This window comes from Bacteroidota bacterium (genome assembly GCA_017303975.1).
Classification (GTDB): domain Bacteria; phylum Bacteroidota; class Bacteroidia; order JAFLBG01; family JAFLBG01; genus JAFLBG01.
Window position 1 is genome coordinate 31365 of sequence record JAFLBG010000004.1, and the last position, 26558, is coordinate 57922.

At 34.9% G+C, this 26558-nt stretch carries 21 protein-coding genes and 1 tRNA gene; 9 read left to right on the plus strand and 13 right to left on the minus strand.

Going from position 1 to position 26558, the window contains the following annotated elements; all coding sequences use genetic code 11:
- From J0M08_02490 to J0M08_02515, 6 genes are all read right to left on the minus strand, one after another.
- Window positions 1-369 carry a DMT family protein gene (locus tag J0M08_02490; GenBank protein MBN8701903.1) on the minus strand — a complete coding sequence of 123 codons (369 nt, stop codon included), beginning with the start codon at window positions 367-369 and terminating at the stop codon, window positions 1-3.
- Window positions 370-390: 21 nt separating this feature from the next.
- Entirely contained in the window at window positions 391-1761 is a 1371-nt protein-coding gene (gene radA / locus J0M08_02495; GenBank protein ID MBN8701904.1) for a DNA repair protein RadA, read from the minus strand.
- Window positions 1762-2065: 304 nt separating this feature from the next.
- On the minus strand, window positions 2066-3661 hold the full coding sequence (gene lnt, locus J0M08_02500; protein ID MBN8701905.1) for an apolipoprotein N-acyltransferase: 1596 nt from the start codon (window positions 3659-3661) through the stop codon (window positions 2066-2068).
- 1 nt (window position 3662) lies between these two features.
- A complete protein-coding gene (gene hemB, locus J0M08_02505; protein ID MBN8701906.1) occupies window positions 3663-4634 on the minus strand; it encodes a porphobilinogen synthase in 972 nt (323 codons plus the stop codon).
- Between the two features lie 57 nt (window positions 4635-4691).
- Window positions 4692-6602, minus strand: a complete 1911-nt coding sequence (locus J0M08_02510) for a tetratricopeptide repeat protein (protein MBN8701907.1) — start codon at window positions 6600-6602, stop codon at window positions 4692-4694.
- Window positions 6603-6632: 30 nt separating this feature from the next.
- On the minus strand, window positions 6633-7259 hold the full coding sequence (locus tag J0M08_02515) for a NifU family protein (GenBank protein ID MBN8701908.1): 627 nt from the start codon (window positions 7257-7259) through the stop codon (window positions 6633-6635).
- 113 nt (window positions 7260-7372) lie between these two features.
- Between J0M08_02515 and J0M08_02520 the strand changes: the two genes are divergently transcribed.
- The 4 genes from J0M08_02520 (at window position 7373) to J0M08_02535 (ending at window position 12866) form a co-directional block, all read left to right on the plus strand.
- Entirely contained in the window at window positions 7373-9127 is a 1755-nt protein-coding gene (locus tag J0M08_02520; GenBank protein ID MBN8701909.1) for a DNA polymerase III subunit gamma/tau, read from the plus strand.
- A gap of 182 nt (window positions 9128-9309) precedes the next feature.
- The gene (locus tag J0M08_02525) at window positions 9310-11097 is read left to right on the plus strand and encodes a hypothetical protein (protein ID MBN8701910.1); all 1788 of its coding nucleotides are present in this window, start codon (window positions 9310-9312) and stop codon (window positions 11095-11097) included.
- A gap of 23 nt (window positions 11098-11120) precedes the next feature.
- Window positions 11121-11993 (plus strand): DMT family transporter, encoded by an 873-nt coding sequence (locus J0M08_02530; GenBank protein MBN8701911.1) that lies wholly within the window; start codon window positions 11121-11123, stop codon window positions 11991-11993.
- A gap of 3 nt (window positions 11994-11996) precedes the next feature.
- Window positions 11997-12866, plus strand: a complete 870-nt coding sequence (locus J0M08_02535) for a YicC family protein (protein MBN8701912.1) — start codon at window positions 11997-11999, stop codon at window positions 12864-12866.
- 9 nt (window positions 12867-12875) lie between these two features.
- On the opposite strand, the gene era is transcribed toward J0M08_02535, so the two are convergent.
- The gene (gene era, locus J0M08_02540; protein MBN8701913.1) at window positions 12876-13769 is read right to left on the minus strand and encodes a GTPase Era; all 894 of its coding nucleotides are present in this window, start codon (window positions 13767-13769) and stop codon (window positions 12876-12878) included.
- A 113-nt stretch (window positions 13770-13882) separates the two neighbouring features.
- Between era and J0M08_02545 the strand changes: the two genes are divergently transcribed.
- Window positions 13883-13958 (plus strand) — tRNA-Met (locus J0M08_02545).
- On the opposite strand, the gene J0M08_02550 is transcribed toward J0M08_02545, so the two are convergent.
- The 6 genes from J0M08_02550 to J0M08_02575 form a co-directional block, all read right to left on the minus strand.
- Window positions 13915-15078 carry a recombinase family protein gene (locus tag J0M08_02550; GenBank protein MBN8701914.1) on the minus strand — a complete coding sequence of 388 codons (1164 nt, stop codon included), beginning with the start codon at window positions 15076-15078 and terminating at the stop codon, window positions 13915-13917. The two genes, J0M08_02545 and J0M08_02550, sit on opposite strands and share 44 nt — an antisense overlap.
- A gap of 509 nt (window positions 15079-15587) precedes the next feature.
- Window positions 15588-15806, minus strand: coding sequence for a hypothetical protein (locus tag J0M08_02555; GenBank protein MBN8701915.1), 219 nt, complete (start codon window positions 15804-15806; stop codon window positions 15588-15590).
- Window positions 15807-15957: 151 nt separating this feature from the next.
- A complete protein-coding gene (locus tag J0M08_02560; GenBank protein ID MBN8701916.1) occupies window positions 15958-16185 on the minus strand; it encodes a hypothetical protein in 228 nt (75 codons plus the stop codon).
- Window positions 16182-16916 carry a hypothetical protein gene (locus J0M08_02565; GenBank protein ID MBN8701917.1) on the minus strand — a complete coding sequence of 245 codons (735 nt, stop codon included), beginning with the start codon at window positions 16914-16916 and terminating at the stop codon, window positions 16182-16184. The genes J0M08_02560 and J0M08_02565 overlap by 4 nt, the downstream gene beginning before the upstream one ends.
- A complete protein-coding gene (locus tag J0M08_02570; protein ID MBN8701918.1) occupies window positions 16882-17136 on the minus strand; it encodes a hypothetical protein in 255 nt (84 codons plus the stop codon). Before J0M08_02570 ends, J0M08_02565 begins: the two co-directional genes overlap by 35 nt.
- Before the next feature lies 1 nt (window position 17137).
- Window positions 17138-17530 carry a hypothetical protein gene (locus J0M08_02575; GenBank protein ID MBN8701919.1) on the minus strand — a complete coding sequence of 131 codons (393 nt, stop codon included), beginning with the start codon at window positions 17528-17530 and terminating at the stop codon, window positions 17138-17140.
- 312 nt (window positions 17531-17842) lie between these two features.
- On the opposite strand from J0M08_02575, the gene J0M08_02580 reads away from it, so the two are divergent.
- The 4 genes from J0M08_02580 to J0M08_02595 are packed head-to-tail and all read left to right on the plus strand — an operon-like array spanning window position 17843 to window position 26507.
- On the plus strand, window positions 17843-18220 hold the full coding sequence (locus tag J0M08_02580) for a helix-turn-helix transcriptional regulator (protein MBN8701920.1): 378 nt from the start codon (window positions 17843-17845) through the stop codon (window positions 18218-18220).
- Window positions 18221-18238: 18 nt separating this feature from the next.
- The gene (locus J0M08_02585) at window positions 18239-21523 is read left to right on the plus strand and encodes a helicase (GenBank protein ID MBN8701921.1); all 3285 of its coding nucleotides are present in this window, start codon (window positions 18239-18241) and stop codon (window positions 21521-21523) included.
- Window positions 21523-24993 (plus strand): class I SAM-dependent DNA methyltransferase, encoded by a 3471-nt coding sequence (locus tag J0M08_02590; protein ID MBN8701922.1) that lies wholly within the window; start codon window positions 21523-21525, stop codon window positions 24991-24993. The genes J0M08_02585 and J0M08_02590 overlap by 1 nt, the downstream gene beginning before the upstream one ends.
- On the plus strand, window positions 24990-26507 hold the full coding sequence (locus J0M08_02595) for an AAA family ATPase (GenBank protein ID MBN8701923.1): 1518 nt from the start codon (window positions 24990-24992) through the stop codon (window positions 26505-26507). The genes J0M08_02590 and J0M08_02595 overlap by 4 nt, the downstream gene beginning before the upstream one ends.
- Window positions 26508-26558: the final 51 nt, after the last annotated feature.

Consider the following 26558-nt stretch of genomic DNA (forward strand, 5'->3'; position numbering starts at 1 on the left):
CTATTTCTTAAAAATAAAATATACCGCTAAAATCAGGAAAACAAAACCTACAAAGTGATTCCATTTGAATGTTTCTGTTTTAAAGACCAACACAGCAAACAGCATAAATACAGATAAGGAAATTACTTCCTGAATCACCTTTAATTCAACTAAAGAGAACGCTCCTCCGTTTCCACTGTATCCAAGCCTGTTTGCCGGCACCTGAAAACAATATTCAAAAAGAGCAATTAGCCAACTAATCATGATTATTCCGAAAAGGCCAGTGTTTTCGAGTAACTTAATGTCTTTGAATCGTAAGTGTCCATACCAAGCAATTGTCATAAATGCATTTGACAATATGAGTAATGTTATTGGAGTAATGTAATTCATAGTTATTGATTACAAAAAAAATTATGCAAACAATTGTCTAAATACCTCTTCCATCTTGCCAACCTGAATTAGTTGAATTCCATAATCTTTTGCAGAGATACCTTTGTTATAGCGGGATATAAAAATTTGCTCGAATCCTAGTTTTTCTGCTTCTGAAATTCGTTGCTCCACGCGGTTTACTGGACGAATTTCTCCTGACAAACCCACTTCAGCTGCAAAACAGGCTTTGGGGTTTATCGGCAAATCAACATTGGAAGAAAGTACTGCGCATACCACAGCCAAATCAATTGCAGGGTCTTCTACTTTAATTCCGCCTGCAATATTTAAAAAAACATCTTTGGCTGCAAGCCTAAAGCCACAGCGCTTTTCAAGCACAGCGAGCAACATGCTTAGCCTGCGCAAATCAAAACCGGTTGACGAACGCTGCGGGGTTCCATAAGCTGCAGAGCTTACCAATGCTTGTGTTTCAATTAGCATTGGGCGTAAGCCTTCCATGGTAGCAGCAATAGCAATTCCACTTACAGGTTCCTCTCTTGCAGAGATTAATATTTCTGATGGGTTTGATACTTGACGCAATCCCACACCTTGCATTTCGTATATACCTAATTCGTTGGTAGAGCCAAAACGATTTTTTGTGGTTCGCAATAACCTATATACATGGTTTCTATCTCCTTCAAATTGCAATACCGTATCTACCATGTGTTCCAAAACCTTCGGTCCTGCTAGGCTTCCGTCTTTTGTGATGTGGCCAATTAAAAAAACGGGGGTGCTGCTTTCCTTTGCAAAGCGCATCAATTCATTGGTACACTCACGTATTTGAGATACACTTCCAGGGGAAGATTCTATACGCGCTGTATGCAGTGTTTGTATAGAATCTATAATAATTAAGTTAGGCTCTAACTGCTCAATTTGCTTAAAAATATTTTGAGTTGCAGTTTCGTTTAGTATATAACACCCCGGATTGTCAATTCCAATGCGTTCCGAACGCATACGTATTTGTTGTTCACTTTCCTCTCCCGATACGTATAGAATTTTAAGTTTTTTTAATTGCAGTGCCAACTGTAGCATCAGTGTTGATTTTCCAATGCCCGGCTCTCCGCCAAATAATACCAATGAACCTGGAACGATACCGCCTCCCAAAACTCTGCTTAGTTCTTTATCATAGATCGGAATTCTGTGTTCTTGTGAAAGGCTTATCTCGTCTATCTTTTGAGGCTTTGCCACTTTTTTTAATCCACTTGGTAATGTATTTGCAACAGAATTGGTGTCTGCTTTTTCTAGTACTTCTTCTACGAAAGTGTTCCATTCACCACACGAGTTGCACTTACCAACCCACTTAGGAGATTGTGCCCCACAATTTTGACAAAAAAATGCTGTTTTTACTTTAGCCACTTAAAAAAATTTTGAATGTTGTCCCGATAGCTATCGGGATGTGAATGTTAAATAATAAAGCTGATATAAATATAATTATTAATTGTGTCTTGTTTTGCATATACCAAGAACTATCAAAATTACTCTTATACTGGAAGTGTAACTGTTTTGAAATAAGGAGTGATTTTTTAAACGCCAACCTTGACTCTTCAGCAGGTTCGGGCTAACAATTCTGGTTTGGACTTAACTTATCCTTTGCTAAGGTTAACTGGATTTTGTTTGCTGTCGTGCTGAGGAACGAAGTACTGACATTCAAATTATTTCTCTACTTTTTTTTAATGAATCTAAGTACGAATGCAGCAATCGATAGAATGCTTGTAAACACTAAACATACTGCAGCAATAGCATCTCCAAATCGCGTATAAAAAGTTTTTTCTAAGTGTAAATTAATTGTTGTTTTAAACGCTGTTGGTTGCCACCATTCAGTTTTATTTTCAACATCTCCTCGTTCGTTTATTGTACATGAAATACCAGTATTAGCAGAACGTGCAATTTCCCTGCGTGTTTCAATAGCTCTTAGTCTGCCGTAAATTAAATGTTGCTTATAGCCGTGAGTATCGCCCCACCAGCCATCGTTGGTAATTATAAAAATAGCATTCGCTCCATTTTTTACATAGTCTGAAACATATTCTCCATAAATAGATTCATAGCAAATTACTGGCGCTACCCCTATAGAATCTTTGGAATACAAAACTGTTCTTTCCTTTTGTACACCAAGGCTTCCTGCGGTGCCCCCCAAGTCAATGGCAAATTTTTCGATATGTTTAAAAATCCAAGGGAACGGCATTTTCTCAACACCGGGAACTAGTTTAGACTTGTGATAAATTTGAACATGTTTCGAAGAATCAATTAGTAACGCTGTATTGTAGGAATCATAATACTTATCTACATCACTGAATTTGCGAGCCGTCTCTGATACTTTTTCTCCATCCTCAAACGCGCGTAGCGTAGATGCTCCGGTAACTATGGATAATTTACCAAACTTTTTTGCAAACAATTGGAGTTGTGTAATGCTCTCTGTTTCGTTTATATTGTTTTCCCAAATGTTTTCTATCAAGGCTGTTTCCGGCAAAACCAAAAAATCGGTAGTGCTGTCTACCAATGTTTCTGCGAGTGCCAACATTTTTTCAATTTGTACGGATTGTGGATCAACAAATTTTTCGTTATACGGATCAATGTTGGGTTGAATAACAACCACATTTGCCTTATTACTTAGTGTAGTTTGTACACTATTGTATAGTAACACCGAAAAAAAGATGGGGATAATGATTAAGAAAAGCGCAATAATCAATTGTTTAATACTGAGTTTTTTGTTTTGTAGTTCGTAGTGTAGTATAAACTCAAAAAGCAATATGTTAACTAGTAATATCCACAGTGACCCGCCAAACACACCGGTAAACTCATACCACTGAATCCAAGTATGTTGCGCAGCAAATATGTTTCCGAGTGTTAACCATGGCCAGGTTAAATCCCAATCAAGATGTAAGTATTCAAACGAGATCCAAATGGGAATTAAGAAAAATGTTGAATGCTGAATGTTGAATGTTGAAATTCGTTTTTTAATAATATGAAATGCCTGAAATGTAAATGACATTAAGAGCGAGTTGGCTAGTATGGCCATGGCGGCTCCTCCAAAGGAAGCATTCTTTATCCACCAGGTGGTTAGGATGTTCCACAGCAAGAAAGTAAGGTAGGAGAACCCTAATAATTTAAGTCCTCCTTTATTTTGTTTACTAAGTGTATTTTCTACACTAAGCAATGGAATCCATGCAACAAATATCAATAGGGTAAATCCATTTATCGGCCAAGCAAATGATAGGAGTAGAGCTGAAAGTAGGCTATATGCTAAAAGTCGTAACATGTTATTTTATCCAATCATTCAACGCAATATCCTTCGCATGATACGTAATAATCAAATCGGCCCCCGCACGAGCAAACGCGTGCATATTTTCTAATACGATAGAACGCTCGTCAATTAAGTTGTGTGCAGCAGCATTTTTTACCATGCTGTACTCCGCAGACACATTGTAACACGCTACCGGTAAGTTGGTGTGGTTGCGTAAATTCTGTATTACATCTAAATAAGCCAGTGCTGGTTTTACCATCAAAATATCTGCTCCCTCATCTTCGTCCAACATAGCTTCTTTCATGGCTTCTCTGCCGTTTCTGAAGTCCATTTGGTAACTCTTTCTATCTCCAAATTGTGGAGTAGAATCGGCAGCCTCTCTAAATGGTCCGTAGTAAGCCGAGGAGAATTTTACTGCGTACGACATGATGGCCGTGTTGCTCAACTTGTTTTCATCCAGTACAGTACGAATAGCGCCAACTCTGCCATCCATCATATCCGATGGAGCTACCATATCAGCCCCTGCTTCAGCATGGCGCAATGCCATTTGCGATAGTACATTCACCGATTTATCATTTACCACATATTTATCTTCAATTATTCCACAATGTCCATGCGTAGTGTAGGCGCACACGCACACATCGGTGATTATATAAGCTTCAGAGCCAAACTGTTTTTTTAGTTCTTTTACTGCTTGCGCTACTATCGTATTTTTGCTGTAAGAAGAAGATGCATCTTCTGTTTTATCTTCTCCAACTCCGAACAATAAAAATTTGTTTACTCCTTTTTTTAAAAGCTGTTCTGTTTCTTTTAAAATTAAATCAACCGACAAGTGGCTCACTCCAGGCATCGCACCAATTGGGTTGTTTACATTGCTGCCCTTTTTTGCAAAAAAAGGATAAATAAGCATATTTTTTGAAATACGAGTTTCTGCTACTGCTTCGCGAATAACAGAGTTGATGCGCAATCTACGAGGACGATTAATCATATTAAATCAAATTTTTTCTAGATTAAAGATAATACAAAACAAAGCAACGATGTAATCTTATTTGGGTTTTAAGGAAGCATCCAGTTGATAGGCTTTTTGTAGGTTTTCCGTTTCTTTTACTTTGTTGCCTTTGTACCCATAAGTCATTCCTAAGAAATAAAATGCTCGTGCATTGGTAGGCGACAATTGTACCGCTCTTTCGAACCAATAAATAGCTTTATCAAAATTTTGCACCGTGCCATAACAGCTCGCTAGGTTTACCATGGCATCTACATATCGTGGGTCAATAACTAATATGCGCTCAAAAATTTCTATGCATTCCTTGTACATTCCTTTTGAAAAATATTCTGCAGCTAGGTTGTTAAGTGTAATAGGATCATTGGGCTGTATTTCTAACCCTTTTTTATAACACTCAATTGCTTTTTCCGAATTGCCCATGCGTTTGTACCCAAGCCCCATTTGGCTGTAGGCATCGGCATATCGAGGTGCAATGGCAATTGACTTTTCCATTTCTTTTATACCCCACATAAAAAAATCTTTTTGTTTCCTCGGGTCTTTTTCGTTTGGAGCTATTTCTTTAATAAGCTCTCTACCTAAGTAATAGTGTATTCTACAGCTGTTAGGGGATAAATTTACATCGTTAGAATAAAGTGTAAAATTACTTTTCCAAACACTATTCCTGTCAATAGTTTTGAAAGAGAATAGAAAAAACACAAGCCCCAACAGCCCAATCAGTGGCTTGTTTACAGCTAGTAGTTTTTTGGGCGAATCAATTTTTGTGGTGGTGTCTACTTTTAGTAGTTGTATTAGAAGCAATACAACCGCCAAGCAAAAACCAAATGAAGCAAAGTAAACAAAACGCTCTGCCATGATAGAGCCTATTTTAACTACTATATTCGAAAACAACGCGATAGATGTTAGATAGAATAGAATAGCAAAACTAAGTGGGGTTCTTTTTTTCAATCCAACAAAAGCAATTGCTGCAAGAGCCAAATGAATTACTAATCCTGCAATTGCTCGAATGTTGGAAAACGGCACATTCGGAATTTCGTTAAATGATCGGTCGCACACCAAGTGGGTGGGTACAAATAAAAGCTGAATGTACTCATACAAAACCGAGAATGCAGTGGCAAGTTGCACTATTGTATCTTTTGTTGCAAATAAAGAGTTGTCTATATACGACACGCTCTCCAGTCCTTTAGCGGAGCCCAATACAGCGCTTCTAATAAAAAAGTATAAAACAACCGGCACTGCCAAAGGAATAGCAGATATGGCGGTTTGTTTAACGGTTGTATTTCTGAAAAAATAGAGTAACAAAGGCAATATAGCCAACATGGTTATACCGGTTTCCTTCGATAAAAGTGCCAAAAAGAAATAGACACTGACAAGGAGAAAATTACTAGTCGATTTTTTTTCAGAATAAGAGAGTAGCGCATTTCCTGCTAACAGACAAAATAAAAAACTTAAAATTTCATCCCTACTTTTTATACTTGCTACAATCTCGGTATGAATGGGGTGTACAATAAACAATAGCGTTGTTAAAAGCGGAATTAAAACGTTTTGATGAATGAGTAATCTCCTCAACAATCGATATAAAACAATGGCAGTGAGTATGTACAAAAAAACATTTATCCAATGCGATATGGCAGGTTTGTCGGGAAATAGCCCCCATTCAATAGCGTACGTTACCAATGAAAGTGGCCGGTACAAACCATCGTTTATAGATAAATATCCGTATCGATAAGATGTTTTTAAAATAGTGGGAATTCCCTTAAACCCTTGTACTGTAACAATATTTTCTTTTATAACAGAATAATCATCGAGCGTATAGCCGTGATTAAGTGTATTGAAGTATAAAAGAAACGCAATAGCCGACAGGAAAATAATGATTGATTTGTCTAGTCTAGAGTTTTCTAAAGATAGAGTGGTTGTTTTAGACTGCTTGTTTTTTAATGGTTTAGATGCCATTGCTTAAGAATCTTGAAATGTCGATACAATTTACAATGCTTCCGCAACAACCTCGTTTACGCCAGGTACCATTTTTTTTAACAACCCTTCAATCCCGGCTTTTAGAGTAATGGTTGATGATGGGCAGCCACTGCATGAGCCTTTAAGGGCAACAGTAACAACACCTTCTGAAAACGATTTGAAAGTAATTAATCCTCCATCTTGCTCAACAGCAGGTCTAATGTACTGTTCCAACACTTCAATAATTTTATGCTCTGTTTCGTTTTGCGGAGCAACATGTTCACTATATATTGTTTTTGTTTCCGAAAAGCGATTGTCTGTATGCACCTCTACTTTTGGCAGTTCGGTTACAACAGCACTTCCGGAGTCTAAATACGATTTAATAAATTCGCGCAATTCTAAAATAATATCATCCCAAGCAATACCATCCTTTTTGGTAACAGTTATATAATTGGAGTTAATAAAAATAGACTTTACAAAGGGCAGTTGAAATAGCTTAGCCGCTATGGGCGCACCTTTTGTAGATGCAGGGCTTAGATATTCAGCCGTAGCGCCATCTGCAATCAACAGGCTGTTTGCCACAAATTTCATGGTTGCCGGATTGGGCGTGCTTTCGGCATAAACAATCACCGGTTTTTTAATTGTAGTAGTTTCCATAAAAAATAAGTATGCCCAAAGATAGCTAGAATTGGCAGAAAACAGCCCATCCTTTGTGAATAAATATTCTTTGTGCATCCCAACTTGTTTCCGTATTTTTACGCTCAGCAAAAATGGAAAACTTTGTAGTATCAGCACGTAAGTACAGACCAAGCACCTTTGATACGGTGGTTGGACAAAGTTCTATTACCACAACGTTAAAGAATGCCATTAAGAACAACCATCTTGCGCAAGCGTTTTTATTCTGCGGACCACGTGGTGTTGGAAAAACTACCTGTGCCCGAATTTTAGCAAAAACAATTAATTGCTTCACGAAAACTGCTGCTGTAGAGGCTTGCGATGAATGTGAATCGTGCAAATCGTTTAATAGTGGACATTCGCTAAATGTGTATGAGTTAGATGCTGCATCTAACAACTCTGTTGACGATATTAGAAATTTAGTAGATCAAGTGCGTCTGGCACCACAGTTGGGCACACACAAAGTATATATTATAGATGAGGTGCACATGTTGTCTCAGGCGGCTTTCAATGCATTTCTAAAAACACTGGAAGAGCCGCCAAAGCACGCTATTTTTATTTTAGCTACTACCGAAAAACATAAAATCATACCTACCATTTTATCTCGTTGTCAAATATTTGATTTTAAACGGATACAGGTAGATGATATTTCAAAACACCTGGAGAGTATTGCGCAAAAAGAAGGAATTACCGCAGAGCCTGAAGCGCTTCATATCATTGCACAAAAGGCTGATGGTGGTTTGCGCGATGCACTTTCTATTTTTGATCAAATAGTAAGTTTTGCTGGAAACAATGTAAAATACCAGGCTGTAATCGAAAACCTAAACGTATTAGATTACGATTATTACTTTAAAGCCATTGATTTTGCGCTTGCCAATGATATCTCTGGAAATTTATTGTTGTTGAATGAGGTAATTGGCAAAGGCTTTGATGGGCATCAATTTATAGTTGGATTGGGGGAACACGTAAGAAATATTTTAGTTGGAAAGGACCCTCAAACCATACAGCTGTTAGAGGTTGTAGGAAGTATCCGAGAAAAGTATCAGCAACAATCTGCTAAGTGCGATGTGCCTAGCTTAATTAGATGGTTGGGGGTAATTAATAAAACGGAATTATCGTATAAGTCGAGTAAAAACGCGAGGCTACAGTTAGAGTTGTGTTTAATACAGCTTAGCACTGTCAGTAATAGCAAGGTCGAAATAGCGCCCCAAGATAATGCTGCAACAGTAGTTGTTGCAAAACCTGCTGCTGCTGTTGTTCCTGTTCAACAAGCCGCACCACCGTTACAGAAAACAGAACCACCAGCGGTTTCACCAACCCCACCTGTTGTTTCTGCTACTCCAACTCCACAACCTGCATCTATACTAGAAAAGAAAAGTATTCTTAAAACACCCTCTATCAGCCAATTTATGGGAGGTGCGAAAAAAGATACTAAACAGGAGGTGGAAACAAAAGAACCATCTACACAGAACCTACCTACAACTAATTTTACCGAAGAACAAATGCAAGCTGCATGGGCTGATTTTACTAAAATACAGCAACAATCGGGTAAGGTAAATTTATATACAACTCTTGCATCTCAAAAGCCATTGCTGAAAGAAAATTACCAACTAGAGTTTTCTGTTGAAAATAAAGTGCAGGAGGATGTGTTGGATGAAATAAGGCTCGACTTATTGGAGTTTTTGAGAAAAAAACTAAATAACTATTCCCTTTCTTTACAAGTTGTTGTAAAGAGAGATTTAAGCGAAAAAAAAGCGTACACTTCTTCTGATAGATTTAAAAAAATGGCAGAAAAGAATCCCCTCATCAACAAGCTGAAACAACAGTTTGATTTGGAAGTTGATTTTTAAATTATTCTATTGGCTATCGCGAAACATTCGTCTAGTTAGCAAAGAAATTAAACAGGCGCTATTGTTAATAATTTACCAACTTTCTTTTCTTATACTTTCTTAGCTTTGGATACTCATTTTACCCGATTCATCCTGATTTATTAGGCGAGTAAATGACAACTAAAAAATAACATTATTTACAAATGAACACTACCTATAAAAATTTAACGGCAACAATTATTTTTTTTGTTGTTTGCCTTGTCCATATTGTCGCACAACCCAAAGTAGAATATTGGGACAAAGAGCAAACAAAAAAACGCAGTGAAGAAAATTACAAGAATGGTTTGCAACACGGAAAATCAACCTATTGGTACGAAAATGGGAAAGTAGTTAAAGAAGGAAATTATACAGACGGGAAAGAAGATGGTAAGTGGCGGTTATACTATGATGATGGTAAGCTAAAGGCTGAAGAGATTTATTTAAAGGGAAAGAAAGATGGCTTGTGGCAATACTTTTACAACAGCGGAAACAAAGCACAAGAAATTTTTTACAAAGAGAACAAACCGGATAGCGTATGGAAAGTGTTTCATTCCAACGGAAAAATTAAAAGTATTGAACAGTTTAAGAATGGCGTTAAAGAAGGCTTGTGGCAATATTTTTATGACACCGGAAATTTAGAAAGCGAAGGTGTATTTAAAAATAATTTACAAGAAGGAGCATTTACTGCTTGGTATAAAACCAGCAACAAAAAACTGCAAGGCGAATACAAAGCCGATAAACAAACAGGTAAGTGGACAGAGTGGTACAGCAACGGAAAGCTTAAACAAGAGTCTGAGTACAAGAACGATTTGTTTTACCTAACTACTTATTTTGATGAGCAAGGGAATCAGATTATAAAGAATGGTGAAGGGAAATTTACAATGGTCTATGACAATGGAATTAAGCGTGGAGAGGGTGTTTACAAAGCAGGAAGGCAAAGTGGAGAGTGGATTTTTTGGGATACAGATGGTAGAAGGGAAACCGTAATTACTTATGAAAATGGTTTCAAGAATGGCGTTTATAAATCATGGTTTACAGATGGTAAACTAAAAAGTGAGGGCGAATTTAAAAATGATAAGCGCACAGGCTACTGGAAGTGGTATAGACAGGGAGGCACCTTGGAAATGGAGGGCTCTTTGCTGGATGATAAGCGTACAGGCAAGTGGCAGTATTGGTTTGAGAATGGCAATAAAGAATCAGAAGGACTGTTTGTTGACGATAAGATGAATGGCAAGTGGACGTACTGGTATGCAAACGGAGCCAAGTGGAAAGAAGGCGAGCAGGTAAATGATTTAAAGTCGGGACATTGGATGTATTGGTTTGAAGATGGGAAAAAAATGATGGAGGGTGATTTTTTCACGAATAAAGAGAATGGATTGTGGCTTTCTTGGTACGACAATGGACAAAAGAAAGACGAAGGCAACTATAAACTAGGAATGATGGATGGCGCATGGAAAGGGTGGTTTAAAGAAGGTAAAATTAAATACGAAGGTTTTTATAAAAATGATTTAAAAACAGGTGCATGGACTTTTTGGAAAGTAGATGGAACCATTTGGGAGAAGGGGAGTTATTTAGATGGAAGGAAGGATGGTTTTTGGGAATTCTATTCTGACAAAGGAATTAAGGATAGGGAGGGAAAATATAAAAATGAAAAACCGGTAGGTAAGTGGATGTATTATTACGAAACCGGGCAAAAATTTCAAGAACAAAATTTCGTAGATGGCAAGCTTAATGGCACTTGTACTGCTTGGTATCCGGATGGAAAAGTTAAAAGCATTTCTTCATATAAAGTGATAAAGAACAAAGCCGAAACGGTGGAGTTTGAAAATAAACCTAAGGGAGACAAAGTAGATGTGTATAAAAGTGTTCCGCATGGGGAATGGCTTTTCTACGATGCCAAAGGAAACGAAATGAGTAGAATGAAGTACAAAAAAGGAGTTAAAGTCCAGTAGGCACATGTTTGTTCAATTACACAATGAATAAAAATTTACAGGCCCATCTAGCCCTGCTCTTTGCAAACTTAATTTACAGCGCAAGTTTTACGATTGCCAAAGAAGTAATGCCTGATTTCGTAAAACCATCAGCACTTGTGTTTTTGCGGGTGATAGGTGCTTGTTCACTATTTTGGATATACTCCTTATTCATAAAAGAAAGAGTAGATAAAAAACACATACTGCATTTTTTCTTATTGTCCATATGTGGTGTGTTTTTGAATCAAATGATGTTTTTAAAAGGGTTAAGCATTACTACTCCCATTAATGCAGCCATAATAATGGTTACATCGCCTATTGTGGTAGTTTTATTGGCGTTACTTACTGCACGAGAAAAATTTAATACAAATACACTATTCGGTGTAGTGCTTGGTTTTATTGGAGCAGCGGCATTACTTACACTTAAATCAGATTTGTCGTTCGGTACCGAAACAATGTTGGGAGACTTATTAATATTACTAAATGCGGTATCATGGAGTATTTATATTATTTACGTAAAAAAATATATGTTGCTGTACAACACCGTAACTGTTTTAAAGTGGGTTTTTCTATTTGGTTTAATCTTGGTAACCCCCTTTAGTATTGGGGAAGTGGGAGATATTTCGTTTCACTTGTTTACGCCAAGAATATGGATGTTTGTTCTTTTTATTGTAGTAGTAACAACTTTTTTTGCATACTTATTAAACACCTATGCTCTTAAAACACTTAGTTCATCGGTTGTTAGTGCTTATATATATTTACAACCGCTGTTGGCTACTGCCATCGCATTGTTTGCGGGCAAGGATAGCATAAGCGGAATAAAAATAATTTCAGCATTGCTGATTTTTTTGGGTGTATATTTAACAAGTAAAAAATAGAAAATGATAAAATCGATGACGGGCTTTGGTAAAGCCACTTGCGAATTAAAAGACAAAATAATCACAATTGAACTTCGCTCTTTAAACAGTAAGCAATTAGATATGTCTGTCCGTATTCCGCAATTGTACCGCGAAAAGGAATTTGATATTCGAAACGAGTTTTCTAAAGTGATTGAACGAGGAAAGGCAGATGCTTTGATATTGGTGGAATACACATCGGAAGCTAAAACTTCCAGAATAGATAAAGGGCTTGCCAAAAACTATTACAAAGAAATGAAAGAGCTTGCTTTAGAACTAAACGACAGCTCCAATGATTTGCTAGCTACCATTATGCGCCTGCCCGATATTTTAAAACCCGACAAACAAGAAGTAGGAGAAGAAGAATGGAAAGCTCTTTTTTCCAATATTAACAAGGCCTGCAAGCTATTTTCTGATTTTAGAATCAGTGAGGGAAAATCACTGGAAACAGAATTGATAAACAGAATAACTAAAATAGCGGAAGGCTTGGCTATTGTAGCCGAACAAGATGGCAAACGATTGGAGCAAATAAAAAGTAGAATAAAGAACAATATTGTTGAAACTATTGGGCTAGAAAAGGTTGATGAGAATCGCTTTGAACAAGAGTTGATTTATTATATGGAAAAGATTGATATTACAGAAGAGAAGGTTCGCTTAAAAACACACTGCGATTATTTTTTAAAAACACTAAAAGATCCTTCTAACGGGCGAAAGCTGGGTTTTATATCGCAAGAAATTGGTCGTGAAATAAACACCATAGGCTCTAAAGCCAATGATGCTGCCATACAAAAAGTGGTAGTTGAAATGAAAGATGAGTTAGAGAAGGTAAAAGAGCAACTGCTCAATGTATTGTAAATACAAGGATTAAGAAGCTTTATACCCAAACTGCTTCAGCCTGTTTTCGTTGTTTCGCCAGTCTTTGTCAACTTTTACAAACAACTCTAAAAACACACGTGCATCTAAAAAGTTTTCGATGTCTTTGCGCGACTCAATTCCTACTTTTTTGATAGACTCTCCTTTGTGCCCAATAATAATACCTTTTTGGGTATCTCGCTCTACAATAATAGTAGCTCTAATTTTTGTTATTCTTTCCTCTTCTTTAAACTCATCAATCAATACTTCGGCACTGTAAGGAATTTCTTTGTGGTAGTTAAAAAATATTTTTTCGCGAATTATTTCCGACACAAAAAAGCGTTGTGTTTTATCGGTAAGTTCCTCTTTGTCAAAGTAGGGTGGGCATTCAGGCAATAGCTTTACAACTTTATCTATAACTAAGTGCACATTTAGTTTGTGTAACGCTGCAATGGGAAGCACTTCTGTGTTGGGCATTTTTCTTCTCCATTCTGCAACAAGTTCAAGCATTTTATCTTGCTTTATTAAATCACATTTGTTTAACAAAACCAATTTCGCAATACCTGAGTTTTTAACATTCATTAAAATCTCTTCGTTGAAGGGCTCTCTATCGGTAACATCAATCATTAACAAAAAAACGTCCGCATCAGACAGGGAGCTTTTTACAAAGCCCATCATGTTTTCTTGTAGTTTGTAGTTGGGCTTTAAAATGCCTGGTGTGTCGGAATAGACGATTTGAAAATCATCGCTATTTACAATCCCCATTATTCGGTGCCTTGTAGTTTGTGCTTTAGGGGTAATAATAGATAGCTTTTCCCCAACCAAAGCGTTCATTAGAGTGGATTTTCCGGCATTGGGGTTTCCAATTATATTTACGAATCCTGCCTTATGTTTTGTAGTACTCATGGGATTATAGCTTGATTTTGTCTAATGTTAAGGTAATATGTTTGGTACTAAGGTAATAATATATATATTTGCTCTTTCAAATATAATCGTTCATTAAGGTATTCAAAATATATTGCGGGGTGGAGCAGTTGGTAGCTCGTTGGGCTCATAACCCAAAGGTCATCGGTTCGAGTCCGGTCCCCGCTACCAAAGCGGCATCATCAAGGTTTAAACTTGGTATGCCGCATTTTTTTTGCCCTAATTCTCGCTGTTTATGGGCAATCCACAAAAACACCGAGTTATATTCTTCGGTACGAACTAGCCCTTTTTCCTTGCAGTAGCGAAGCCCTTGTGGAAACAAGTAGTTTTGTAGCTTTTGTCTTTGCATATAATCGGCAGAAAGCCACATTTGGCGCAGGTCTTTGGCGTAGCTTGTAATTAGCTGTGCGCAATCTTCCGGGTTCGAAGCGCTAAGTTCGACATCCTGCAAATCACGTTGAATTTTGACCTGTTCCTCTTTATGTTTCTCAACGTATTTAAGGTACAATTCTTTGGTGATTTCTTCGTCCATAAAGCGCTCCTCCAAACGCTCCAATTTGCGCTTAATATCCTGATATTGCTCTTTAAGTAATCTAACGGCTTCCTCATTATCCCTTGTGCGTTCATTAAACTCGGTTATCAGCAATTCCTGCATTAAGTTTAGGTTCTCTGGATCAAGCACAAAATCCGTCAAAACGTTTTCAAATTGACGGTTTAACGTTTCGGAAGCCTTATTTACGCAGCATCCTTTTGTCCGGCATTTATAATACCATAGCTCTTTCTTTTTTACAACATATCCGGTTAACCCAACACCGCATTTGTCGCACTTTACAAAAACCTTTAAAGGAATATTAATTTGCTCGGGTGTTTGCTTATAACCAAAAGAGTTCTTGTTTTGAATTTCATTTACTGCAAGAAATATTTCTTTTGAAATTAACTTCTCATGCTTGCCTTCAACCAACTGCCCTTCCAAAAGGTTGTGCGAAATCAAACCGCAGTAAAAAGGGTTTCTGAAAATAGTCGACATTCTTTGGTGGGATATTTTTAATCCCATGTTTGCAAGCTTTGCAACACATTGCTCGCTGTTCAGGTTATCGTTTACTTTCCAATAAAATGCTTTGCGTAATAATTTACCCTCATTATTTACAACGAGTCTAGTTTCTCCGTTTACTATAATTTTATCATAACCTATCGGAGTGTGCGCACACCAAATTCCCCTCATTAAAGCTTCTCTTGTTCCTGCCATGCAACGTTCTCTTCGCAACTGATTATCGTAGTGCGAAAAAATCATTTGAATGTTTTGCTGAAAATCACCGCTGGAGGTCGAACCATCAGCTGGCTGTCGCACTGATTGGATGTAAATACCTTGTTGCTTTAATTGCTCTTTTATATAAATGGCGTTTGCACCCGATCTTGAAAATCGGTCGAGCATGTAAACAATTATGTACGACACTTTTTGTTTGCTTCGTTTTATTGACTGAAGCATTTTATTAAACTCCTTACGCTCGTCATTTTTTGCGCTCTCATAAGTACCTCCAAAGTAACCAAGAATGTTTAATCCATTCTTTTCAGCAAATTCTTCGCACTCTCTCTTTTGTGTATCCAAGCTGTAACCTTCTTCCTGTTCCTTGCCGGATACCCTTGTGTAAATGACGCAGTTATTACCTGCACCTTTTGTTTTCTTACTTCCTTTAGCGAATTGTTCAAACACTTGCATTTCGCTTAGCTCATCCTGAATCATTTTTGAATCAGGTTTTTTGATTTTGTTTTCTTTCATGGTTTTCGTTTTTATGGTTATTACTATGCAGCCTCTTTTAATTCTTCAAAAGAATTCTGCGTATTATTTTTTTGTTCTATACTCTGCCTGATTTCAATTACAATCCGGCAAAATGCTCTCAGGTTGTTCATAAGCTTTTTCAAATCTTCATCACTTATGGATTTATTATTCAACAACTCTCTTGCTCTCTCAAGTGTTACTTCCTTCACACTTTCTTTCTTATTTAATTCAATCACTCTCATTTTAAATCCTCCAAACTTATTGCTATTATTGACTTTCAGCCTGTCTAACATAATTCATGCCTTCCATATAAAAAAGTCCCGCCAAAAGCCCCAACGTGTGCGGAACACAGGCGGAGACCTTTTTATACTTTAAGGTATTTGCAAAAACGGGCTAATCTTCCTCTTCTTCCTGCTCCTCCTCCTCTTCTTCGTAGTAATCATCAAGAAGTTCGGTCAAGGCAAATACAGCAGCCCGATCTTCTTTTTCATAACTCACCTCAATCAGGATTTCTCCATCTTCTGTTACTCCGTTGATTTCATTAGTTAATTCGTGTTCTGCTAATGCCTCTGCAAACTCGCAGATAAAATCATTCTGTACTTCAAATTCTTTAGTTCTCATTTATCTTTTGTTTTAAAATTTAATTCGCTGAATTTTACTTTTGATGCAACTGATCTGAGCTCGCAGCGATAAACGATCAGATCAATTTTTACTCTCCGGACGAGTTTGATTTGAACGAAGTCTGAATCTTCGTTTTCTATATAAATGTTTTTCAACTTATCTCTTAAATCCTTTATCAGTTGGTAATAAGGGTAGTGTTCAGATATATTTTTCAGATGTTCAGACTTTAGCAATAATGTAAAGGCATTTGTAATTTCAACTAAGTCAGCTAATGGCAAACTTTTTCTTTCAGAAATTAAAAGCAGAATTTCAATCAAGCATCGTAGGCGAACATTTATCCATGATACACTCTTTGTAAATGCCTTATTGTTCTGTACATATGCTTGAATTGAAACTTCAATACTTCTGCGCTTTAGTTGTGATATAATATCATTAACAAACCTGCTTTCAAGTTCCTTGTATTGCTTTTCAACTGTCTTTTCTTTTTTTATTACAACAGATTCCTCTTCAATTGCAGGAGTAGTTTGATGGATAATAACTTCTTTAGGCTCTTCAATAGATTTGCTCTCATTCCCAAATAAGGTAATAGCCTTCTTCTGCAAATGATTTAATTGCCGGCAAGATGCAGAGCAGAAATGTTTATCCACTCGTCTTGCTTCAAATTCTTTATTACAATATGCACAAGTCTTTATCATCTTAACTGTTTCTCCAATCGGTTTCTTCTTCTTCAAAACGATAGTAGTTATAATCATCTAAAATGCTTTCGATGTTGGCGATTGCTTTTTGATGAAAGCCCAAGCCGTTTTGATACTCTACTTTGATTTCAATAAAAGCCTTATTTTCATTGACTGCTGTTATTTCATTTTTTAATTCCATCTCCAGAATTACTTTGACGATATCCGTCAAAATATCTAATGGAACTGTAAATCTTTTGAATGTGGCGGTTTCCATATTATCTGAGTATTGATGTTTTTTTCTTAGTTGGTTTTACATACTTCTCCTTTTTGTTAAAGGAGATAATCTCATCATCTTCCTCCTCTTCTTTTGAAGCGTTAAAACGTTTTGACGTTTCTCCTTCCAATCCTTTTAAGGCCTGTTCAAGCTTACTATAGAAGTCTCTGTCCACCTGCTTTTGTTTTAGTTTAATTTCTGCGATGTCATCTTTTAAATCTTCTATTTGTTCTGTCATTGCTTTAAAGTTGTCCTGTAATGGTTTTACCCAAAGCATATAGCTACCACCCATACTGCCTAATCCGCTCAGGATTGGGACTAACCATGATGGAATTCCTTTATCCTGATCTCCCTCAAGAATGTTACTTGTTTTGTTTTTCCCTTCTTCTGCCATTGTTATCTGTTTTTATGTTTTGACGTTTTACTGGAGCAAATTAACGGTGGTGTTTTTGGCCACTTTGTCGGTTTGAAAAAACTCTTTCAATGTTTTTTGATCTTTTTCAATGTTTTTCTTTCTGATGATCCCGCTTGATTTTCCTATTGCTTCTGCTGCCATTGCTACCTGTTTTTATGTTTTGACGTTTTACAGGGGCAAAGTAACGGTGATGGTTTTGGGCACTTTCCCGGTTTGGGAGCGAGTTTTCTGTTTTTTCCTTAAAAGGAGTGAAAGGGAGTTATATTTTCTGTTCTTTTTAACTTTTTTAAGGTGGTTAATAAAAAGAATGCTGAAAAGGTTTCAAAAATCAAAACAAAGTATATATTTGACATAGTTTGTCAAGCCAACATAAGTAAAATGAATTCACTCGGAGAAATTTTTCGAAAAGAAAGGGAAAAAAGAAATCTATTATTAAGACAGGTAGCTGGTTCAATCGATATGGATCAGGCAGTACTTAGTAAGATAGAAAGGGATGAAAGAAAACCAACAAAGCAGCAATTGATAGAGTTGGTTAAATTTTATAAGCTAGACGAAAAAGAAATAATGGTTGAGTGGAATAGCCAAAAGCTTGTAAAACAACTTAAAAGCGAAGAGTATGCTATTGAAATTTTAAATCAATCGATTAAAAAATTGAAATCTAAAAAATAAGTAATGACTCAAGAAACTATAAATAAAATACATACTGATCTTACTTTTTTTACCAATGAAGAAGGTCAAACCTTGCTCGACCGTTTTAGAACAACGTTAAAGGATACTCAATATTTTGATGTTTTGGTTGGTTACTTTCGTTCTAGCGGATTTTATCAATTATACGAATCAATAGAGCCAATAGATAAAGTCCGTATTCTAGTGGGACTTGGGGTAGATGAAGATGCCTATAAAACAATAAATCAATATCAAACACAAACTATGTTTGATTTTGAATCCCATCATAATGCAAAAAAAGAATTTCAAAAGAATTTAATAAATGAGATTGAGAACTCTAGAGAGATCGATGAAAGATTGGAAATTGGGTTACGACATTTCATAGATTTTTTGCAAGCGGATTGTTCTAATACTGAACAAGACAAAAAAAATGGTGGCAATGGTAAAAAACTTGAAATTAAAGCTTATCCTTCAAAAAATATTCATGCAAAAGTTTATATCAGTAGATATAAAGAAAATATAAGTCATATCCAATATGGTTCTGTTATTACGGGTTCGAGTAATTTTTCATTAAACGGTCTTGTTGCTAATAGAGAGTTCAATGTTCACTTAAAAGATAGACGTGATATTGAGTATGCCTTGAATCAATTTGAAACATTATGGAAAGACTCCATTGATATTTCTGATGAGTTTGTTGATTCGGTAAAGAACAAAACATGGCTCAACGATTCTATAAAACCTTATGAACTTTATCTAAAGCTTATTTACGAGTACTTACAGGAAGATATTAATCTTCAGGATAAATATGAATCATTTCTACCTGATGGGTTTATGAAACTAGACTATCAAGAACAAGCAGTAATTCAGGCTTTGAAAAAATTGGAAGAGTATAATGGAGTATTTCTTGCTGACGTTGTTGGTCTCGGTAAAACATTTATAACAGCGCAACTCCTACAACAATTGAGGGGTAGAATACTTGTGATCTGCCCTCCTGTTCTACAAGACTATTGGAAAGAGAGTTTACTTGAATTCCGAGTGCCAGCAGAAGTTGAATCACTTGGTAAACTGGAAAGTATAATTCAGAAGGGAATAGAAAAATACGATTATGTAGTTGTTGATGAAGCGCATAGATTTAGAAATGAAGCTACTCAATCTTATGCTGATCTGTTAGATATTTGTAGAGGTAAAAAAGTAGTTTTGGTTACAGCAACACCATTAAATAATACTATTGACGATATTTTTTCTCAGCTAAAACTATTTCAAGCACCAAAGAATTCAACCATTCCGGGTGTTCCTAATTTAGTGTCCTTCTTTAATAAATTAAAAAAGAAGTTGGATGAGTTTAAACCTAAAATCTATAAAGATGATAAGGGAGCTGTTTACAGACTACGTGAGGAGGAAGATGCTTATAAAAAAGCCATCAAAGAGGTTTCTAATGAAATCAAAGATAAAGTTCTAAAACATGTAATGGTTAGAAGGACAAGGAAAGATGTAGTAAATTATTTTAAAAACGATATAAAAAACCAAGGCATTGTATTTCCTGAAGTTCAAGACCCGAGTAAGATTGTTTATTATTTTAAAGGAAAAACGGAAACTGTTTTTAATTCAACAATACAATTACTTCAAAGTTTTAAGTATTCAAGATACATACCCTTGACCTACTATATAGGCAACAAAGGTTTAAGTGCATTTGAACTTCAGCAACAAAGAAACGTTGGAGGCTTTATGAAAGGAATATTGGTAAAGCGTTTAGAAAGTAGTTTTTTCGCTTTTAAACAAAGTGTAGATCGTTTTATTGATTCCTATAATAATTTCATTGCAATGTATAATCAGGGAACTGTATACATTAGTAAGAAAGTAAATGTATATGATTTATTAGACAATGATGATTTTGAAAAATTAGAGAAGTATGTTGAAGAGGAAAAGGCGCATAAATACGATTCTAAAGATTTCAGAAAAGATTTTATTACAGATTTAGAACATGACTTAGAAACACTTAAAGAAATAAAGAAGAATTGGGCGGCAATAAACGATGATCCGAAACTTGAACAGTTTGTTGCTGATTTAAAAAGTAATAAAAGCCTTAAGAAGCAAAAACTTGTTGTATTTACTGAATCAAAAGAAACTGGGGATTATATTTTTGAAAAATTAATCTCTGAATTTCCTGGAGAAGTTATGTTTTATTCAAGTAAGGGAGGACGACATTCGGATAGTAAGTTAGTTTCAAAACATAATATTTCTCGTGAAATAATTAAGAATAATTTCGATCCAACTCAAAAAGATAAATCTGATGATATACGGATTTTGATTACTACAGATGTTTTGGCGGAGGGCATAAACTTACATCGATCAAACTGTTTAATTAACTACGACCTGCCTTGGAATCCAACAAGAGTGTTACAAAGGGTTGGGCGCGTTAACCGTTTGGGAACAAAACATCCTGAAGTGTTTATATACAACTTTTTTCCTACAACACAATCAGATGAACATTTGGGATTAGAACAAAATATCACAAACAAAATTCAAATGTTTCATGACATTTTGGGAGAAGATGCCAAGTATCTTTCTGATGGAGAAGAAATAGGAAGCCAAGAATTATTTGATACTTTAAATAATAAGAAGTCATACACCGGAGAAGATGAAGATGGAGATTCCGAACTTAAATATTTGGAGTTAATTAGAAAAATAAGAGATAAAAATCCGGATCTATTTGAAAAAATTAAAACCCTACCTAAAAAAGCTCGTTCCGGTTTTGAAACAACTAAAATTGAATCTGATCAATTAGTCACATTTTTCAGATTAGGTAAACTAAAAAAGTTTTATTTGAATGTAAATACTGAATCAAATGAAATAACCTTTTTTGATGCTGTAAAAATACTTGAATGTGATCCTAATACTGAAAGAAATAAAATACCGTCAAAACAGTACTTCCAAAAATTAGATATAAATAGAGCTAGGTTTGAATTAGACTCAACTATTTCGGATGACGATGAAGGAAGTGGAGGAAGATCAAATTTAAAATATATAGAGACTAGATTAAAAGATAAAACTTTTAAAAACTGTAAGCAGTTTACCGATAGTGATGAAGAGTTTATTAATGGTGTGAAATTTATGTTATCTCAAGGAAGCTTGGCAAAAAAGACCGCTCAAGCAATTAAAAAGGAATTTGAAAAGGTATTAGACCCCTTGCAAATGCTTGGCATACTGAGGAAACACATTAGAACTATTGTTGCGGAAGAAAATCAGCATGGAGGAAGTTTTACTAAAAGAGAAGTTATTTTATCAGGATATTTGACTAAGGCATAATGGAAAAAAAAGAAGCTACACAACTTATCGAAAAGACCTTTAATGCAAGGTTTGATTTAGAACAATTTACTTTCTTCCTAAAAAACTTGTTAAATGATTACGATGAGCAAAAGGAAAGAGATTGGGCTCAAGGAAATTACATATATGAGTCGTTTAGGGAGCATATCAATCGATTTAAACGATTAGGTATCTACACCGACCCAGAAGGAAACGAAATGGAACTTTTAGTTATTGAAACTAAAGCGACTTCAAAGCTAGAAAAAGCAAGAACTTCATTGAGAAATTTTGTTATAAAAAGACTTAATGATAAAGGCAGAGATTACGCACTTGCCGCCTTTTATAGCAGGGATGATAATGGTGCAGACTGGAGGTTCTCTTTTATTAAGATTGAACATGAAAGCTTTAGAGATCAAAAAGGAAAAATTAAAACAAAAAAGGAACTGACTCCTGCAAAGCGTTACAGTTTTCTCGTTGGTGAACATGAGCAAGCACATACTGCTCAGAAGCAACTATTACCAGTCCTACAAAACACATACAGTAAGCCGTCCCTTGAAGATCTTGAAGGCTGCTTTAGTATAGAAAAAGTTACGGATGAATTCTTTGATCAGTATAAGGATTTATATATTAAGCTATCCGAACATTTCGAGAATGATGAACTTGTACAAAAAGTTATTAAAGATGCCGAAATTGAAACGGCTCGCTTTACAAAGAAACTTTTAGGGCAAATTGTTTTCTTATATTTCTTGCAAAAAAAAGGGTGGCTTGGCGTTCCTAAAAATGAGCCATGGGGAAAAGGTGAGAAAAAGTTTGTTCAGAAATTATTTGATGATGCAAGCAAAAAAGAGAAAAATTTCTTTAATGATTATTTGAAATTTCTTTTTTACGAAGCTCTTGCTAAAGGACGAACAAAAAGTCCAGATCCTGCCTATTATAAAAGATTTGACTGTAAAATTCCATTTTTAAATGGAGGATTATTTGAGGCGGACTATGACTGGGAAAATGTTCAAATCGTTATTCCAAATGAATTATTTAGGAATGAGGAAAAGAATAAAAATGGGGATAAAGGAACGGGGGTTCTGGATGTTTTTGATAGGTATAATTTTACTATTAAAGAGGATGAGCCACTTGAAAAGGAAGTCGCAGTTGACCCTGAAATGCTTGGAAAAGTATTTGAAAATATGTTGGAGATAAAAGAGAGAAAAAGCAAAGGAGCCTTTTATACTCCAAGAGAGATTGTACATTATATGTGTCAAGAAAGCTTGATACAATATCTTTTTAATTCAATAAATGATGATCAGGAAAGCTATCAGGCTTTAGGTGAAGATCAACTTGCAATATTTAGGGGTTCTAATAATAAAAAGGGGCAATCAAAACTTGAGATAGAACATTACGCAAAAAATTTGGTATCAAAAGAAGATATTGAAGTATTCATCCGAAAAGGATTTTTAGCAACAGAAAATGACACTACAATTATTGAAAAAGGCAAAGAAACCAGTAGCTATAAATTTCAATTACCTGAATCAATAAGAGTTAATGCTGATATTATAGACAATAGAATTACAACCATTAAGATTTGTGACCCCTCTATTGGTTCAGGAGCTTTTCCTGTTGGGTTATTACATGAATTAGTTACTGCACAAAAGGTCTTGTTACCATATTTAAGTAAAGATTATTTAGTTTCAAAACTGAGTGAAATAGAACTTGATTATGAAGATTATAAAGAAGACAATTCTAAATATATCTATCGTGTTAAAAGACACACTATTCAAGAAAGTATATATGGAGTTGATATAGATGCGTCAGCAATTGATATTGCTCGTCTGCGCTTGTGGTTAAGTTTAATTGTTGACGAGGATGATTTTTATAGCATTGAGGCTCTTCCAAATTTAGATTATAAAATCATTAAGGGTAATAGTATAATTGGTTTGCCTGAAAAAAATCTTGTAGACGATGATGCAACAAAAAAATTAGAAGTTTTAAAGGATGAATTTTTTGGTTTAACTGATGAAACAAGGAAAAAGCAACTTAGGAAAAACATTAATAATGAAATCAATAGAATATTATCAACGAGTGAAGAATTTACTGGAATAGTGATTGACTTTGATTTCAGGTTATTCTTTTCTGAAGTTTGGCATAAGAAAAATGGTTTTGACATTGTAATTGGTAACCCGCCTTATATCTCGTATTATGGAAATAATGGACAAGAAATTACTGATTTAACAAAGAGTTATTTTAAAAATAATTATGATCATGTTATTAAAACGAATGATAGAATTAACAGCATGAATCTATTGACAGAAAAGGGGCTTAAACTTCTTAATAAAAAGGGGTTCTTATCCTTTATTACAAATAAAACTCTTGCAGTATTGCCTTCCTATATTAACCTTAGAGAATATCTCTTGAAAAATTATTCCATTGATTTTATTGTAACTAATCTAGATCCTTTTGAGGCAATTGTTGATTGTGTTGTGTTTGGCATTAATAAAGAAAAGAAATCAACTAAACTAAAATACTTTAAGGGACAGCTAACAGATTCAAAGTTAATCTCACAAATTGATTTTCAAAAGAATGGTAAACTTGAATTTCATGTAGGTGATAATAAAGAATTAATAGATAAAATAGAAATTCATAAAAATAAATTGGAGGATATCCTCACTGTTAATAGGGGAGTAAATATTGGCGGGTGTTCAGAATACTTTTTGTCAAAAGAAAAGAAAGTTGGTTATTATCCTTATTTGGCTGGAACAAAGAATATTAAAAAATTTTCTTACAAACTAGATCCAGAGGATGGTTATTTTATTTTTGATTTAGAACGAGAAAAGCAATTAAGAGATAGTGGGGCAACAATTGTTTTAGGAAACCCTGAGCGATATATTCAGCCTCATTTATTTATTCCTGAATCCGGTCAAACAATTATGTCAGCTATATGTTTAGATCAAATTTATGGATCATACGGTTTATTAGTAGGCACATCTGATGATTTAAGTAATTTGAAATTATGCTGCGCGATTTTAAATAGTGAAATAATAAGTTATTATGCAATAGAAAAGGAGATTTTAAGAAAAGGAAATAAGGCTACCCCGCATGTCGGAGTTCGAGGACTCAACAGCATACCTATACCTGTTTTCTCTGAGAAGGCAGTTGATATACTAGTTAATTTGGTTGACTATATTGTTTTTCTTAAAAGTGTTGATGAAAGAAAAATAGAAATTTCCTTTTTTGAAGCATTGTTAAATTCAATTATCTACGAATCATATTTCAGTAAAGAAATTGAAATGGTAAATAAACATTTAATTAAACATATACCGAAATTAAATAAAATAGATACCTCTTTGAATGACGAAGGGAATATGAAAATTATCACATCTGTATTTAACAAATTGTACGATCCTAATCATGTAGTAAGAAATAATTTGGAAACATTAGATAGCATAGAAGAAATCAGAATTATTAAAGATTTTTTTAAATGAAAATTAAGACAATAGAAATAAACAATTATAAGGCGTTTTATAAAAAACACTCATTTGACATAGGTAGTAAAAATGTTTTTGTCTATGGTGAAAATGGAAGTGGCAAAAGTTCTTTATATTATGCGCTAAAAGACTTCTTTCAATCTTCAAGAGAAGATATAGATTTTGATGAACTCGAAAATATTTTCATAAATAAGAATGAGCGTGGTAAAGGCTATATTAAGGTCACATTTAATCCGGATAAAGATGGAAATCTTGTTGATAAAGCTTACTTATTTAGCAAAAAGAAAAAGGACACATATTCGCCAACTGATAATAGTATACGTGATGCAATAGGTTTAAAGAGTTTTTTAACTTATAAGCACCTGTTGGGAATACATAATATTAAAAAAGGACAGGAAATTGATCTATTTGATTTGTTGGTAAAGGGGGTTCTAAAACACTTTAGGAGTACAGTTATCACAGGTGGTAGAGAGTTAGGTGAACTTTGGGATAATGTAGAATTTTCATGCAAAAAGGAGCTGGATGGGAACAAATACAAAATGGCCAATAAGAAGAATGATGTTGAAAAAGCAATAGGCTCTTTTAATAAGGCGTTCCGGGAATTATTCAAAGATAGTAGTGCTGATAATATTAATAAGGTAGCTCAACCTATTTTGGATGAGTTTAAACATGGAATAAGATTCAAACTCTTTTATAAAGAAACAAAACCTAATGCCGAATTTAATGGATACTTAAACAACAATGTATCGATAAAACTTTATTATCTCGAAAAGGAAATAAGTGAACCACATTTATTTCTAAATGAAGCTAGACTTTCTGCTATTGCCATTTCTATTTATCTCGGTATGGTTAAAAGACATCCTCAATTAAACATCAAATCAAAAATACTTTTTTTGGATGATATTTTTATTGGATTAGACATAGCTAATCGTTTACCACTTTTTGATATACTTGAGAATCATTTTTCTGATTATCAGAAATTTATTACCACTTATGATAAACCTTGGTATGAATATATGAAGTTTTATTTAGAAAAGAACTCTTCTTGGAAAACAATCGAATTATATAGTAGGCGTACTAGAAAGGGATTTGAACAGCCTGTAATGATTTATGGAAATGACAAGCAAAGCGGGAGTCATATTTCAAGGTTCATCACTCAAGCAGAGGATTACTATAATCAAGGGGATAACAAAGCCGCAGGTGTTTATCTGCGATCTGCATTTGAATTTATTTTAAAAAGATATTGTTTGTCAAAAGCATTGCCTGTTTCCTTTAAGCTTTCCATCTCAGATTTAAATACTGATAATTTTTGGATTGCAATCAAGGATTATAAAAATGCATATCCAACAAGGTGTAACTTAACTCCTGCAACGACTTCAAATATTGAAAGCTTCAGAAAACTGGTTTTAAACCCACTAAGTCACCATGACATAAACAAGCACGAGATTTCATCTGAAATAATAAGTGCAATTGGAGTTATTAGAACATTAAGAACTGAATTGAACGTCTAAAAGGTTAAGACTATTCAGCTAACATAAAGCATTTAATAAATGAATTATAAT

Bases quoted from the DNA above. Each gene is read 5' to 3' on its own strand.
- era (MBN8701913.1), bottom strand. From the start codon at position 13,769: ATGAGTACTACAAAACATAAGGCAGGATTCGTAAATATAATTGGAAAC.
- J0M08_02515 (MBN8701908.1), bottom strand. From the start codon at position 7,259: ATGGAAACTACTACAATTAAAAAACCGGTGATTGTTTATGCCGAAAGC.
- J0M08_02595 (MBN8701923.1), top strand. From the start codon at position 24,990: ATGAAAATTAAGACAATAGAAATAAACAATTATAAGGCGTTTTATAAA.
- J0M08_02570 (MBN8701918.1), bottom strand. From the start codon at position 17,136: ATGGAAACCGCCACATTCAAAAGATTTACAGTTCCATTAGATATTTTG.
- J0M08_02510 (MBN8701907.1), bottom strand. From the start codon at position 6,602: ATGGCATCTAAACCATTAAAAAACAAGCAGTCTAAAACAACCACTCTA.
- J0M08_02520 (MBN8701909.1), top strand. From the start codon at position 7,373: ATGGAAAACTTTGTAGTATCAGCACGTAAGTACAGACCAAGCACCTTT.
- J0M08_02575 (MBN8701919.1), bottom strand. From the start codon at position 17,530: ATGGCAGAAGAAGGGAAAAACAAAACAAGTAACATTCTTGAGGGAGAT.
- lnt (MBN8701905.1), bottom strand. From the start codon at position 3,661: ATGTTACGACTTTTAGCATATAGCCTACTTTCAGCTCTACTCCTATCA.
- J0M08_02530 (MBN8701911.1), top strand. From the start codon at position 11,121: ATGAATAAAAATTTACAGGCCCATCTAGCCCTGCTCTTTGCAAACTTA.
- J0M08_02555 (MBN8701915.1), bottom strand. From the start codon at position 15,806: ATGAGAGTGATTGAATTAAATAAGAAAGAAAGTGTGAAGGAAGTAACA.
- J0M08_02560 (MBN8701916.1), bottom strand. From the start codon at position 16,185: ATGAGAACTAAAGAATTTGAAGTACAGAATGATTTTATCTGCGAGTTT.
- J0M08_02535 (MBN8701912.1), top strand. From the start codon at position 11,997: ATGATAAAATCGATGACGGGCTTTGGTAAAGCCACTTGCGAATTAAAA.
- J0M08_02550 (MBN8701914.1), bottom strand. From the start codon at position 15,078: ATGATTTTTTCGCACTACGATAATCAGTTGCGAAGAGAACGTTGCATG.
- J0M08_02525 (MBN8701910.1), top strand. From the start codon at position 9,310: ATGAACACTACCTATAAAAATTTAACGGCAACAATTATTTTTTTTGTT.
- J0M08_02590 (MBN8701922.1), top strand. From the start codon at position 21,523: ATGGAAAAAAAAGAAGCTACACAACTTATCGAAAAGACCTTTAATGCA.
- J0M08_02490 (MBN8701903.1), bottom strand. From the start codon at position 369: ATGAATTACATTACTCCAATAACATTACTCATATTGTCAAATGCATTT.
- hemB (MBN8701906.1), bottom strand. From the start codon at position 4,634: ATGATTAATCGTCCTCGTAGATTGCGCATCAACTCTGTTATTCGCGAA.